The sequence below is a fragment of the Asaia sp. VD9 genome (genome assembly GCF_037150015.1).
Lineage (GTDB): Bacteria > Pseudomonadota > Alphaproteobacteria > Acetobacterales > Acetobacteraceae > Asaia.
This window is the reverse complement of record NZ_JBBCQM010000008.1, coordinates 109,168-123,348: the sequence shown is the minus strand read 5'-3', so window position 1 is coordinate 123,348 and position 14,181 is coordinate 109,168. Positions and strand designations below refer to the sequence as shown.

The window sequence follows — 14,181 nt, the reverse complement described above, 5'->3', positions numbered from 1 at the left end:
AAAAGGAGGCCCATCTCAAAGACTACCGCAAGGCATTTCTGGATCGCCTTTAATGGTGTACGCAACTTGTTCAACGAGAGACGCCTCATGCTCCCTTGAGAAGGGCCGCCCCTTTTTAGAGGACAGGACAGCGCTCCGCGCTCTAGCTATCCGCCTTCTCCGCCAGTTTTTTGAGCGCCCCCATGACCTTGCGGGCCATCGTGATTCTCTGGGCGTTCGTCATCTCACGCACGACCGCCAGTTTCTGATCGGGGCGCAACTTGACGCCCTGATCCTTGTGACGTTCCACCCATTTCAACAGCCCCATGGGATTGCGGAATTTGCGGTTGCGGAACTGGATGACCATGCCCTTGGGACCCGCCTCGAGGCGATCGACCCCGGCAGCAGAACAAAGACGCTTGATCACAACGACATCAAGCAGGTTTTCGACCTCCTGCGGCAGAGAACCGAAACGATCGACCAGTTCAGCGCGAATGGCCTCCAGTTCGGCCTCTCCTTCCAGACCCGCAATCCGTCGATAGAGACCCAGACGGACGGGAAGATCGCGCACATAGGCTTCGGGGATGAGCACTGGCAGTCCGAGAATGATGTTCGGCGTCCAGTCCTTGTCCTCCGCCCGCTTCTGGTCCTTCTGCAGGCGCATCGTGGTCACGGCGTCTTCGAGCATCTGCTGGTAGAGCTCGATCCCGACCTCCTTGATATGCCCGGACTGTTCATCACCCAGCAAATTGCCAGCCCCACGCAGATCGAGATCGTGCGAGGCAAGGGTAAACCCTGCACCAAGCGTATCGAGCGTCTGCATAATCTCAAGACGCTTCTCAGACGCGGGGGAGAGGCGATGGCTCTGCGGCCACGTCAGATAGGCGTAACCACGCTGCTTGCCGCGACCAACGCGCCCGCGAAGCTGGTAGAGCTGCCCCAGCCCGAACATGTCGGCCCGATGGATGATAAGCGTATTCACCGCGGGCATATCGAGCCCACTCTCCACGATATTGGTAGAAAGCAGGATATCGTAACGCCCGTCAGAGAACTCGGTCATAACGCGCTCGAGCTCAGCCGGGGTCAGGCGACCATGTGCCTGGACGGTCTTCGCATCGGGCACGATATCGCGCAGACGATCCGCCATGCGGTCCATATCCTCGATGCGCGGGACGACGCAGAAGACCTGACCTCCGCGGAACCGCTCACGCTGGATGGCTTCACGAATCATTACACTGTCAAAAGGCGTGATGAAGGTCCGTACCGCGAGCCTGTCGGTCGGCGGCGTGGCGATCAGACTCATTTCGCGCACGCCGGTCAGCGAGAGTTGCAACGTTCGCGGCAGCGGCGTGGCCGAGAGCGTGAGCACATGCACATCTTCGCGCATGGTCTTGAGGCGCTCCTTGTGCGCCACACCGAAATGCTGTTCCTCATCGATGATCAGCAAACCCAGATTCGCGAAATTGATCGATTTGGCGATCAAAGCGTGGGTTCCAACCACGATATCGACCTGGCCCTCCTCTAGGGCACGACGCGTCTCAGCGGCCTCCTTCGCCGTGACGAGGCGTGAAAGCTGCGCGATGCGCACGGGAAAGCCCTCGAACCTGGTCGAGAAGCCACGAAAATGCTGACGCGCCAGAAGCGTGGTGGGAACCACGACGGCCACCTGCACGCCCGAAAGCGCAGCAACAAAAGCCGCACGCAACGCCACCTCGGTCTTGCCGAAACCTACATCGCCGCAAACGAGGCGGTCCATGGGACGGCCGGAGGTCAGATCTTCCAGCACGTCGGCAATCGCGCGGGACTGGTCTTCGGTTTCCACAAAGGGGAAGCGGGCGCAGAACTCATCCCACATTCCCTCAGCGGGCATGAGAGAAGGCGCTTCCTTCATGGCGCGACCCGCAGCCGTGCGGATCAGCTCGCCCGCCATGTCGCGGATACGCTCCTTCATCTTGGCCTTGCGGGCCTGCCAGGCCTGACCGCCCAGCTTGTCCAGCGCGACTCCGCCCTGTTCGGAGCCAAAGCGGCTCAGCAATTCGATGTTCTCGACGGGCAGGAAGAGCTTCTGCGCCCCGTCATAAAGCAGCCTCAGGCAGTCATGGGGCGCGACGCCATCGCTGACCGTCTCGAGCCCCTCGTACCGTCCGATTCCGTAATCGGCATGAACGACGAGATCCCCCTCGGCAATCTCAGAGGCCTCGGTGATGAACTGTTCAGCCCTTCGCTTGCGGCGCGGCGGCCGGGCTATACGCTCACCCAGCAGGTCCTGCTCGGAAATGAAGGCCATGCGTTCGGCCACGAAGCCACGTTCGAGCCCGAGCAGGACAAGCCCGATCGTGCCCGGCGCGATGCCGGCCGCACTCGCCCAGCTGTCATGGGATTCGGTAGTGAATTTGTGCTCCTTGAGCAGCGATGCGATGCGCTCGCGCGAGCCTTTGGTCCAGGCCGTGACGTAGCAGCGCCGTCCGGCCTTCTCCCAGTCCTCGAGCTGGGTACGAAGCGCCTCGAATGCGCCCTCGCGCGTGCCATCCTTGCCGCGCACGAAGATTGGCCCGGGACGTCCACCGGCATCGATCCCTTCGGCCATGTCCGGCTTGGCGAAGGGATTGAGCGCGAGACAGGGTACGCGCGCCAGCATGGCTTCCCAGCCCGTGCGGTTGAGATACAGCAGATGTGACGGCAGAGCGCGGTAAATGGCTTCTCCCTCACGGGCAGGCGCCTTGCGCGCCTCGAAATGGTCAGCAACCATCTCCAGCCTTGCCGCAAGGATATCGGGCACCTGATGGTCCATGCTGATCGACGCATCAGGCAGATAATCGACCAGCGTGTCCATATGCTCGTGAAAAAGCGGGATATAGTGTTCGAGCCCCGGGAAACGACGCCCCTCCGAGACATTCTCGTAGAGCACATCCGACGCCGAAGACGGCCCGAACAGGTCCCGCCATGCGGACCGAAAGCGACTGATGGCATCGGGGCTGAGCGCATATTCCGAAACCGGGCGCAGCTTGAAGGCTGCGAGCGTCTCGGTAGAGCGCTGGCTCGACACATCGAAGCGACGGATATTATCCACCTCATCGCCAAACAGATCGAGGCGGATCGGCTCGCTCTCTCCCGCGGGGAACAGATCGAAAATCCCGCCACGCGTGGCAAACTCCCCTGCCTCCATCACCGTATCGGTACGGGTATAGCCGCTCGCGATCAGAAGCTCGATCAGCATCGCCTGATCCAGGCTCTCGCCCTTCTTGACCGCGATGGCCTGGTTACGGAACGCATCGCGCGGCGGGACGCGCTGGACGAGCGCATGAACCGTGGTGAGCACGATCCGCCGTATCTTGCCCGCAGGCTCGAGCAGCCGTGTCAGAGTCGCAGCCCGTTCCGCCGTGATCGCCGGGTTGGGCGATACGCGGTCATAGGGCAGGCAATCCCAGGCGGGAAAGCGCAACACGTGCACGTCAGGCTCGACATAGGCCAGCATGTCGGCAAGGGCAGCGACAGCGGCATCGTCGCGCGCCACATGGATCAGAGGGCCATCATGCTCACCCAGACGGCGGCGCAGCAGAAAAGCGGTATAGGCTTCCGGCACGCCCCAAACGGTCGGCCAGCTGGGGGTATCGGTCATCCAGAAATCCAAAGCACGCGCGCCACGATGCAGTCAGGCTGCCTGGCGATGGTTTCGTTTTGTTCCATGACGGTTCTATCCTATAGCCTGTCAAATTCCCGCTGTCAGCCCATGTTCCATGAAGGCCATGTCCCCAGAAATCGACCGGATTTCACCCCTGCTCGCGCCGCTCGGCACTCTGTCCGGCATCGGCCCCCGTTACGCCGATCTCCTGCGCAAGGTTGCCTGCGGCCCGCGCGTGATGGATCTCCTGTTCACCCTGCCGAGCAGTTACACCGACAGACGCAGCTTCATGACACTGGCCGAAGCCCGGACGCGGCTTATGCCTGGCGCGACCCTCACAGCACGGCTGCGCGTACTCGATATCGCAGCGCCGTCCCGCCCCCGGCAGCCCTTCCGGATACGCGCGACGGATGACAGCGACGATGTCGAGATCCTGTTCTTTCATCAGGCCTTTATCCGCTCGGTCGCGGCAGGAGATGAACTCGCGGTTTCGGGGAAGCTGGAACGCTACGGCCTGAGCCTTACCATGCCCCATCCGGATTACATGGTGGGTTGGGCGCGCCGCGACACCATTCCGGCAATCGATCCGGTCTGGCCCCTGACGGCGGGGCTCTTCCCCTCCATCATGCGCCGCGCCATGCACAGGGCGCTCGACCTGCTGCCGCCTCTGGCAGAATGGATCCCGCCCGATCGGCTTGCGCGCCACGACTGGCCGGGGTTCGCCGCAGCGCTCGAGATCCTGCACCGCCCCCCGATCGCGCATGACCCTGCCGGCACAGCCAGAGACTGGTCCCGTCTCGCGCTCATGGCTCGAGAGCGTCTTGCCTATGATGAGTGTCTTGCCGACCAGCTTTCTCTGGCGCTTGCCCGTCAGGAGGCACGCGCCCAGCAAGGACGCAGCCTGAGAGGCGATAATTCCCTGAGAGCGGCTGCGCTGGTGCGGTTCGGCCATGAGCCGACCGGCGCCCAGAAAAGGGCGATCAGCGAGATCGACGCGGATATGGAAGCGCCCGTGCCCATGATGCGTCTGTTGCAGGGAGACGTCGGCGCAGGAAAGACGCTCGTGGCCTTGCTCGCCATGTTGCGGGCTGTGGAAGCGGGGGCTCAGGCCGCGCTCATGGCGCCCACCGAAATTCTGGCAAGCCAGCATTTTCAAACCCTGTCCCGCCTTTCGGGCGTCGCCTGTGTGTATCTCTCAGGCAGCGTCAAGGGCAAGGCGCGCCGCCTGGCACTTGACGCCATTGCTGATGGTACCGCGCGGCTCATTGTAGGCACCCATGCGCTGTTTCAGGAAAAAGTCGTCTTTCATGACCTCGCACTCGCCGTGATAGACGAACAGCATCGCTTTGGCGTTCAGCAGCGCTCTCTTCTGGGTAGCAAGGGTGCCCAGACCGATATTCTGGTCATGACCGCCACCCCTATCCCGCGCACGCTGCTGCTCACACAATGGGGCGATCTGAGCGTCAGCCGCCTGAATGAGAAACCGCCCGGCCGCAAACCTATCCAGACCTCGCTGCATCCGCTTTCGACGCTGGACGAGGTAATGGGAGGGATCACGCGCATTCTTGCACGAGGGGCGCAGGTGTTCTGGGTCTGCCCCTTGGTGGAAGAAAGCGAGGTGCTCGATGTTGCTGCGGCGGAAGCGCGCTGGGCCGATCTGTCACAGCGTCTGACCGTTCCCGTCGGACTGGCGCATGGGCGTCAGGAAATCGCGCAGCGACAGGCCGAACTCGACCGCTTCAGACTGGGTGAGACGCGCCTTCTCGTGGCAACGACCGTCATCGAAGTGGGGGTGGATATTCCGAATGCCTCGATCATGGTGATCGAGCATGCCGAACGCTTCGGTCTCGCCCAGCTGCATCAGTTGCGCGGCCGGGTTGGGCGCGGCGCAGCAGCCTCATTCTGCCTTCTGATCTACGACGACGCCACAGGCGCGACCGGCAAGGAGCGCCTTTCCCTGCTGAGGGAAACAGAAGACGGATTTCTGATCGCTGATCGGGACTTCAGGTTGCGAGGAGGCGGCGACCTCACGGGAAATCGACAATCGGGCCTACCGATGTTTCGCCTAACTGAAAATGTCGATGCCGAAGCCATTTTGCAAGAAGCGCACCACGATATGGGCGACTTAATTTCAAATTCTCATATACTCGCCCAGAACAAGACCAGTTTACGAACATTACTCAAGCTGTTCGACCGTGATGACACAACCCGCGTCAACCGGGCTGGATAGGATTTGACTTGATGTTCAGGAAATGGCTTATTTAATCTTTTGCAATAATACTCGAAATGATGTCATGATCCGACGCGGTGTTGTGCTTGCCCAAACCTGCGTTACCTTTCATAAGCGGATTTCCCCGATCGAAGAGAGGCGACATGTCATCCATCACCCAGCTTCAGCCTCATACCGCGATACTCGAAATCGCGCGCAGGCTGCTCAGCGCCTCCTCGATCTGTATCTGCGGTTTCGATCCCCGGGACGAACTGATCGAGATCGCTAGCGAGGGTATGGTTGAAACCAAGATTACGGTCGAGTGCGTCAAATCGGTGTGCGAAGCGCCCGACGGGCTTTACCTCAACAGGAACGGGGAAGGTTTTCAGCTCGGACTGGCTCTCGAACAGGACCTCACCCTCCTCGCGCAGATCCCGGGGTCGGTGGATGAAGCCGAGTTGCGGGACCTCGCGCCTTATCTCGCGGTGTGTGCCCGGACGATCCTCGGGAACCAGACCCTCCAGACACGACGTCCCGACCTCCCCGATCGCGGGCTTTGCGGCGCACATATCCATCGCCTGATCGACAATACGGCGGACGACACACGCAAGGCCAGCTTTTCGGTGATCGAAATTGATCTCGATCACCTCAACGCTCTAAACCTCCGCTTCGGATGGGAAACCTCAAATCTCGTGATTGACGAGGCAATCCGGCGCGTCCAGACGATCCTGCCTGCTCATGCCTTCCTCAGCTATGCAGGCGGTGGCAGCATCCTCGTCGTGTCGCCGCCCGGTACCTCGATGGTCATGTCCAGAAGCCTTGTGGATATGGTCAGGCAGACACTTTCACCTGCCATCCGGATCAATGGGAGTGAAATCCAGGCGTCGTTCTCGATCGGCTGGGCGCTCTATCCTGAGGACGGCACGAACTCGGCCTCCATGCTCCAGGCAGCCGACGCCGCAATGGCCGAGGTCCGGCGTCATGGCGGGGCGCATGAGCGGCGCGCAACCTCGCTCAGCATCGCCACCCTGATCGGCACCTCTGATCTCGAGCGCGACCTGGCAGGCGCTGTGGCGCGTCACGAACTCTCCCTGAACTGGATGCCGATCATCGCGCCGGGCTCGCAAACAGTGGTGGCGCTTGAAGCCCTTCTGCGCTGGGAACGACCGGGTTCCGGGCATGTGCCGCCCGATGTGTTCATCCAATGCGCGGAAAACGGCGGTCTGATCGAAAAACTCGATCACTGGAGTCTCAAACACGCTTGCGAAGCTGCCGCGGGGTGGAGTCACCCTTTGAGGGTGTGCGTGAATATCTCGCCCACCTGGCTCGCGAAGCGGCAACTTTCCGCCATGGTCGAGCGCGTACTGCGGGAGACGGGGCTCTCTGCGGAACGCCTGCAGATCGAACTTTCTGAAAAGAGAGCTTTCGGCCCGCGCGATATCGCCTATCAGGAATTGTCCCGCCTCCGCGCCCTTGGCGTGCACGTGGCCCTTGATGATTTTGGCGCGGGTTATTCCTCACTCGAACGCCTGGCCAATTTCCCGGTCGACCAGATCAAGTTCGATCGTTCCTTCATGCTTCGGCTCAATGACGATCGTCGCGTGAACGAGGTCATGGGACAGGCCATTCAGATGGCGCGCCGACTCGGAATCTCGTGCTGCGCGAAAGGGGTCGAGACCGAGCGCCAGATGGCTTTCCTCGACTCCTACGGCTGCGAAGAGGTGCAGGGCTATCTGCTGGGCATACCGACGCCCGACTATCTCTGAACCGAGGCCCCCAACCGGACGCGCTTCCCGAGCCGCGGCCCGACCTGCCCGGGAGATCGAACAGAAAAGGCCCGGTCGCCTGATGGCAACCGGGCCTCTTTTTCAGGATGGCCAAACCAGCCTGGCCGCTGCTCTCAGAACTTGACCGAGAGCTTGAGCGATCCATAGTTGAACAGGCCGGCTTTGGCAGTCTTGAACTGCGCCGTCTGCCAGTTCTGGCTATAAGAGAGGCGCACGCCGTGCCACATAACCGCGAGACCGGCATGAATCATGCCAACATCCCAGGTCTTGCTGACATGGGGGGAGTTCGAACGCAGTGTATTGCCCTGAAGAGTCGAGTCATAGGCCACCGCCTGACCTTCGACGCCCCCATACAGATACCAGGCAACGGGACGGGTCGCGACGAACGCATCCGTGCCGTCGAGCCCCGGCCCGATGGTCGCATTGCCGAAGTCGCTGTCGAGACCCTGACCGATACGGAACGTGCCCGCTGCATCGGCATAGGTGCGGTAATCACCCGCTGCCCCCGAAACAGCAGGCAGCACATCGGCGCTGATACCGTAAAGATTGACGACTGGCAGACGCCAGATACGCCCGGCCTGGATCTGGAAGATCGGCTGGTTCTGAAGCTGGGTGTGCCAGCCACGGTTCTTGGTGTCGCCGATGGCCCCATGGAAGCCATTCTGCAACTGACGACCCAGACCGGCAGGACCCATCACGCCAAACTGGATACCCGCAACACTGCGCGACAGATCGGTGTCGTTGATGAAATTGACCGTACCCAGGAGAAGGCTCGAATAGGGGCGATCGCCTTGGAGCGGCTGGGCGAGCTGCGTGTCACGCGGGGTATAGATGAGCTGCTGCACACCCAGGCTCACGCGCTGTACGCCGTCACCAAGCAGGAACCGGTTCACATCTGCAAAAGGCTTGGGCAGGTTATCGGTGCCCGAGGTCCAATTGAAACGCAGACCCGAGGTGTAATACTGGTCGGATGTTCCCTTGAACGTCGAGACGGCGTCGTTTTCACCCTGCAGCGTCCATGTGCCGTAAGGATCCTGCTTCGGTGTGGCGTGGGCGGCAACCGCGCTGGCCAGCGCAAGACCGACAATCGAGAGCGAGCCGGTCGTTACCTGTCTGGCTTTCGGCCAGCGCGACTTTGAACAGCGCAAATCCATCCCCTTCCGAAATAATAGGCCGCCACCTTATCGCATTCCACGTATCTGGAAACAGTGCTCCGGCGGAACAGCAAGACTATCCCCTCATAAAAACGCGATATGAAGAAGATCGTGGTAATCGAGCCACGTTTTCCAGTGGCATAGTCGGAAAAAACCGTGTTAGGGTCTGGATGAAACCCCCTGTGGACATAGCCCGTTCCGTACCAGCCGGCAGGCCCGTGCACACCGTTTCGACTTACAACACTGGTGATTCTCACGCAGATGGATCACCGCTCAGATCTCGGGATTAGACCGTTGAGAAGCAACCGTACCGACCGCAGCCCACGTTCCCCGCGCCGCGGCGGATTCGACGACGATTTCATGACACCCTCCTTTGGTGACCGCGGCGGGATGCAAAATCGTCGTCCCCCTTCGGGCGGCCCACAGGTTCTGGCGTCTGGCCCGGAAGTGGGCGCCAGCGTCAAGTGGTTCAACAGCGAGAAGGGCTTCGGCTTTGTTGAGCTCGCTGATGGATCGGGCGACGTTTTCCTTCACGCCAATGCGCTGTCCACCGCTGGCCACACCAGCGTCAATCCGGGCACCACGCTGAACGTCCGCATCGGCCAGGGCCCCAAGGGTCGTCAGGTCGCTGAGGTCCTCAACGTAGACACGAGCACGGCTGAAGCACCGCGCCCGCGCGCCGCCTTCAACCCGGCTGGCCCGCGCCCCGCTTTTGGCGGTGGTCGTCCGGCCCGCCCGGCCCCTGACCTTTCGCAGGCTCAGGACCTTCGCGGGATCGTCAAGTGGTACAACGCCACGAAGGGTTTTGGCTTCATCACGCCGGAAAATGGCGGCAAGGATATCTTCATCCATGCTTCCGCTCTCGAGCGCTCGGGCCTTTCCGGCCTGAACGAGGGCCAGGCTGTCGATGTCAAGGTTGTTCAGGGCCAGAAGGGTCCGGAAGCAGCCGACATCAACATCGCCTGATCAGCTTTATGATCCCGAAGAAACCCGGCCATCGCGCCGGGTTTTTTTGTACCTGCGTGTCAGATCTGCTGTGGCAATACTCGCTGACCAGGAGGTCGATTACCCAAGCATCAGGGTGTGCAATCGTCGAAGTGAATGGCGCAGCCATTCCTCACGCTTCTCCCCATCTTTCCACGGGCTCAGACTCCTTCGTCACCGCTCCAAAACGAGAGTCGCGAACGGGACTCCTCTACCAGTCAGCTTCGAGCGTGTTTCCAGATAGCGCTCAAAGCGCGGCCTCATCCCACCAGGGAAGCGCCGTGCGGCCACCGAACCCGCGTGCCCGTGACATTGCCCCTCTCTCGCCCGCCCGTCTCGGCACATCGACAATCCACCAAATGAAAAAAGCCATGCACCGAGAGGCATGGCTTTCCTTATGGGCAGCGTTGGAAAATGGGATAGCGAGTCGAGGATCGATTATTCAGTAATCCTTACCCTTGCTGCGCAGCAGGCGCGCCTTATCGCGCTGCCAGTCGCGCTCGGCGATAGCATGGCGCTTGTCTTCCTTCTTGCGCCCCTGGCCGAGACCGAGCGTCAGCTTTGCGCGGCCACGTGCGTTGAAATGCACATCCAGCGGCACGAGCGACGCCCCGGCGCGCGAGACTGCACCAAGGAGGTGCGCCACCTGCTTCTTGTGCAGAAGAAGCTTGCGTGGCGCGCGCGTGTCGAAACGCGAAAGCACGCCACCCTGATATTCCGGGATATAGGAGTTGAACAGCCAGATCTCGCCATCGCGTTCACCAGCATAAGCCTCGTTGATGGCGGCGCGCCCCATACGGAGGCTCTTTACCTCCGGCCCTTTCAGGACCAGCCCTGCCTCAACGGTTTCGAGAATGGTGTAATTGAACCGGCCTTTACGATTTTGCGCGGCGATGCCGTGCGAAATGAGACCGGATTTCTTCTTTTCAGCCACTTTTTATCCTGACAGGCCGGTTTTCTTCATGGCCTCGTCGATGACAGCGCGCGAGGCCGCGCCCGGTTCGCAGAGCGGCAGACGCACCGTCGCTTCACATAGTCCCAGACGAGATGCTGCATATTTCACCGGGCCGGGATTGCTTTCACAGAACATGGCATCGTGAAGCGGGGTCAGGCGCTGCTGGATCTGCATCGCTTTGGCTACATCGCCGGCCTGCCAGGCTGCATGCATCTCGCTACAAAGGCGTGGCGCGATATTAGCGGTCACGCTGATGCAGCCCGTACCGCCTGCGGCCAGAAAGGAAACGGTGGTTCCGTCATCACCCGTCAGCAGCGTGAAAGGCGTGTCCCCCAGCAGAGCACGAAGCTGCAATGGGCGCGATAGATTGGCTGTCGCATCCTTCGTGCCCACAATGTTGGGATGCTGGGCCAGCCGCGCCATCGTTTCCGGTAGGACTTCAACGACCGAACGTCCCGGCACGTTGTAAACGTAAAGAGGCAGATCGGTCGCATCGGCCACGAGCATGAAATGCTGATACAGCCCTTCCTGCGTCGGCTTATTGTAATAGGGCGCGACAACCAGCAAGGCGTCGGCACCGACCGCCTTGGCATGACGCGCCATGCCGATTGCCTCATGCGTGCTGTTCGAACCTGCGCCGGCCATCACCGGCACACGACCGCCGGACACCTTGACCGTATGCGCAACGACCATACCGTGCTCGTCATGGGTCAGGGTCGGGCTTTCCCCGGTGGTTCCTGCCGGAATCAGTCCCGCGGTGCCCTGATCGATCTGCCAGTCGATAAAGCGCTCAAGGGCGGCCAGATCGACGGTTCCGTCTTTGCGAAAAGGCGTCAGCAGCGCGGTCAGAGACCCGTTGAAATCCTTGTTCCGTGCCATGTTGCCTCACCTGCCGCGTTGAACGAATCTGCTGCTAAATAGAACTCTAAACGCCGCTGTCAAATGGATATCGCGGCGCGCGTCCCTATTCCGGATAGCGGGACGGACTGCCCGGATAGACACCCAATATGGCAATATTTTCGCTGCACCCCTCGAGCACCGTCAGGGCGCGACGCAGAGCAGGTTGCTCTGGATGGCCTTCGACATCGAGCAGAAACCCAGTGGCTGTCAGTGTGCCAGGGCTCATATAGCTCTCGAGACGGGTCATGTTCACCCCGCTCTCGGCAAACCCGCCCAGCGCTTCATAGAGAGCGCCCGGACGATTGAGCACGCGAAAGACGAGTGTGGTCATCACACGTTCGGCATCGGCGGCGGGCCAGGCCGCCTCGCGCGCAACAAGATAGAAGCGTGTCGTGTTATGCGCAGCGTCTTCCACATTGGCGCGCAGCACTTCCAGCCCGTTCAGTTCGGCCGCGAGCGAGGACGCAATGGCGGCGTCTTCACGCGACTGCCATTTGAGGATCATCTCCGCCGCCCCGGCCGTATCGAAGGCGGAACACGCCTCGACTTCGAGTTCACGAAGCAGATTGCGTATCTGCCCCAGCGCCACAGGATGGGTGTGAACGCGCTTGACCTCTTCCAGCTTCGTCCCGGGAAGAGCGATCAGGCAATGCTCGACACGCTGGAAGTGCTCGCCAATGATCGGCAGCCCTGCGTCAGGCAGCAGGGCATGAATTTCCGGCACGCGGCCAGCCAGCGAGTTCTCACAGGCGAGCATCCCAAGCGTCGCGCGCCCTTCACGCACCGCGTCGATAGCGGCCTGGAATGTCGGGCATGGGAGCGTTTCCCAGCCCGGCCGCGCGACGCGGCAGGCGAGATCGGAATAGGCGCCGGGGCGCCCCTGAAAAGCGATGATCTGTGTCATGAACGGAGCGCCTGACGGATACGAACGAGATCTTCAGGCGTATCAACGCCAAGCGGCGCTTCGTCAATCGCCGCACAGCCTATCGACATACCCGCCTCGAGCGCACGCAACTGTTCCAGCGATTCCCTCAGCTCCAGCGGCGAGGGTGGCAGGGAAACGAATTGCACCAGCGCCTCGCGACGCCAGGCATAGACGCCGATATGATGCCAGAGAGGCCCCGCGCCCCAAGGGACAGGCTGACGCGAGAAATAAAGAGCACGGGCCACAGGCCGCCCCGGCGTGAAGGCGCAGGCGGCCTTCACGACCGAATTGCGCTCAGCCTCTTCCTCTGTATCGACCGGGGCGACGAGCGTGCCGATATCGAACCCTTCCTGCGCAACGGGCATCAGAGCGGAAGCAATGCTGTCAGGCGCTATCAGAGGAAGATCCCCCTGAAGATTGATCACGACATCATGGCGCCCTTCGGGGTCATACTCACGCAAGGCGGCATGAACCCGGTCAGACCCGCTCGGGAGCGCGGGATCAGTCAGAATGCCCTCGATCCCGTGTCCCGCCAGCGCATCGAGGATCGCCTGATCTCCGGACGCGACGAGAACTGGACCGAGTGAAGCCGCTCTGGCGCGCAGCGCGACATGCAGGATCATGGGGGCGCCGTCGATTTCCGCCAGCGGCTTGTCTGGCAGGCGCGTCGAAGCGAGACGCGATGGGATGACGATGATGGGGTTCATGAGATAGAAGCAGGCTTTCCGCTTGTCTTGTGAAGGTCACAGCGCAGAGCCAGACATGCCGCACCCCCCAGGATGCGTCAATCGGCGCGTTGCTGCCCCCGTCACGCGAGGGGCGCCCGTCTTCTCTGGCCCCTTCCCTTTCCGGATTGCCTGCCATGTCACCGCTGCCCGATCTCGCCATTTGTCTGCAAACCGCGCTCGCCTGCGCCGATGCTGCCCGTCATGCCGTAACCCCCCATTTCCGGTCAGGGCTGACGGTGGATGACAAGAGCGATGAGAGCCCGGTCACGCGGGCCGATCGCGAAGCGGAAACGGCAATGCGCAGCATGATCGCGCAGACCCATCCCGACCACGCGATCCTCGGCGAGGAATTCGGCCTTTCCGGCATCGAGGGAGAATTCGTCTGGGTGCTGGACCCAATCGATGGGACACGTGCGTTCATCACGGGTCGCCCCAGCTTTGCTACGCTGATCGCGCTCTTCTGGCGCGGCAAGCCTGTTCTCGGCATCATCGACCAGCCACTCACCCGCGAAAGATGGATCGGCGTGGAAGGCGAGACGACGCGCTTCGAGTCCGGCATGCTGCCCGGTATCGTCGGCACGCGATCCTGCCCGGAGTTGAGTGCGGCTGAGCTTTCCTGCACCTCGCCAGACATGCTGATCCCGCCTTTCGATGCGCGTTTCGCCGCTCTCAAGGCGGCAACGCGGCGCACGAGCTGGGGCGGTGATGCCTATGGGTACGGGCTGCTTGCTTTGGGGCAGATCGATGTGATTGCCGAATGCACCATGAAGCCGTGGGACTGGGCCGCACTCGTACCCGTGGTCACCGGCGCGGGGGGGGTGATGACGGACTGGCAAGGCGCCCCTCTGACACTGGAAAGCGACGGCACGGTACTGGCCTGCGGGGACAAGGTGCTTCTCTCCCAGGCCATCGCCAGTCTTCGCCCTTCCCCCTGACCC

11 protein-coding genes are annotated in these 14,181 nt (G+C 61.6%); 4 read left to right on the top strand and 7 right to left on the bottom strand.

The genetic code is table 11. The features are described 5' to 3' along the window. Positions 1 to 142: 142 nt before the first annotated feature. Positions 143 to 3,598 (bottom strand): transcription-repair coupling factor, encoded by a 3,456-nt coding sequence (gene mfd / locus WFJ47_RS11245; protein WP_336763053.1) that lies wholly within the window; start codon positions 3,596 to 3,598, stop codon positions 143 to 145. A gap of 118 nt (positions 3,599 to 3,716) precedes the next feature. Here mfd and recG point away from each other — a divergent pair, with 118 nt between their 5' ends. Both recG and WFJ47_RS11235 read left to right on the top strand, forming a co-directional pair. Next, positions 3,717 to 5,831, top strand: coding sequence for an ATP-dependent DNA helicase RecG (gene recG / locus WFJ47_RS11240; RefSeq protein ID WP_336763051.1), 2,115 nt, complete (start codon positions 3,717 to 3,719; stop codon positions 5,829 to 5,831). Between the two features lie 143 nt (positions 5,832 to 5,974). Beyond that, complete coding sequence (locus tag WFJ47_RS11235; protein WP_336763049.1) at positions 5,975 to 7,576, top strand: GGDEF domain-containing phosphodiesterase; 1,602 nt, start codon at positions 5,975 to 5,977, stop codon at positions 7,574 to 7,576. A 134-nt stretch (positions 7,577 to 7,710) separates the two neighbouring features. Here WFJ47_RS11235 and WFJ47_RS11230 read toward each other — a convergent pair whose 3' ends face one another. Further along, a complete protein-coding gene (locus WFJ47_RS11230) occupies positions 7,711 to 8,685 on the bottom strand; it encodes a lipid A deacylase LpxR family protein (RefSeq protein WP_233582106.1) in 975 nt (324 codons plus the stop codon). Between the two features lie 360 nt (positions 8,686 to 9,045). On the opposite strand from WFJ47_RS11230, the gene WFJ47_RS11225 reads away from it, so the two are divergent. Next, positions 9,046 to 9,717 (top strand): cold-shock protein, encoded by a 672-nt coding sequence (locus WFJ47_RS11225; protein ID WP_305006501.1) that lies wholly within the window; start codon positions 9,046 to 9,048, stop codon positions 9,715 to 9,717. Positions 9,718 to 9,982: 265 nt separating this feature from the next. Here the strand turns inward: WFJ47_RS11225 and WFJ47_RS11220 are convergent, their stop codons facing one another. The 5 genes from WFJ47_RS11220 to WFJ47_RS11200 all read right to left on the bottom strand — a co-directional run bounded on the left by WFJ47_RS11220 (position 9,983) and on the right by WFJ47_RS11200 (position 13,222). Then, positions 9,983 to 10,108 (bottom strand): hypothetical protein, encoded by a 126-nt coding sequence (locus WFJ47_RS11220; protein WP_336763043.1) that lies wholly within the window; start codon positions 10,106 to 10,108, stop codon positions 9,983 to 9,985. Positions 10,109 to 10,177: 69 nt separating this feature from the next. Then, entirely contained in the window at positions 10,178 to 10,669 is a 492-nt protein-coding gene (gene smpB / locus WFJ47_RS11215; RefSeq protein ID WP_127102550.1) for an SsrA-binding protein SmpB, read from the bottom strand. Between the two features lie 3 nt (positions 10,670 to 10,672). Then, positions 10,673 to 11,569 carry a 4-hydroxy-tetrahydrodipicolinate synthase gene (gene dapA / locus WFJ47_RS11210; RefSeq protein ID WP_336763042.1) on the bottom strand — a complete coding sequence of 299 codons (897 nt, stop codon included), beginning with the start codon at positions 11,567 to 11,569 and terminating at the stop codon, positions 10,673 to 10,675. An 85-nt stretch (positions 11,570 to 11,654) separates the two neighbouring features. Next, positions 11,655 to 12,494 carry a prephenate dehydratase gene (locus WFJ47_RS11205; protein WP_127102552.1) on the bottom strand — a complete coding sequence of 280 codons (840 nt, stop codon included), beginning with the start codon at positions 12,492 to 12,494 and terminating at the stop codon, positions 11,655 to 11,657. Next, a complete protein-coding gene (locus WFJ47_RS11200) occupies positions 12,491 to 13,222 on the bottom strand; it encodes a 3-deoxy-manno-octulosonate cytidylyltransferase (protein WP_336763039.1) in 732 nt (243 codons plus the stop codon). The genes WFJ47_RS11205 and WFJ47_RS11200 overlap by 4 nt, the downstream gene beginning before the upstream one ends. A gap of 155 nt (positions 13,223 to 13,377) precedes the next feature. Between WFJ47_RS11200 and WFJ47_RS11195 the strand changes: the two genes are divergently transcribed. Then, positions 13,378 to 14,178, top strand: coding sequence for an inositol monophosphatase family protein (locus WFJ47_RS11195; RefSeq protein WP_336763037.1), 801 nt, complete (start codon positions 13,378 to 13,380; stop codon positions 14,176 to 14,178). Positions 14,179 to 14,181: the final 3 nt, after the last annotated feature.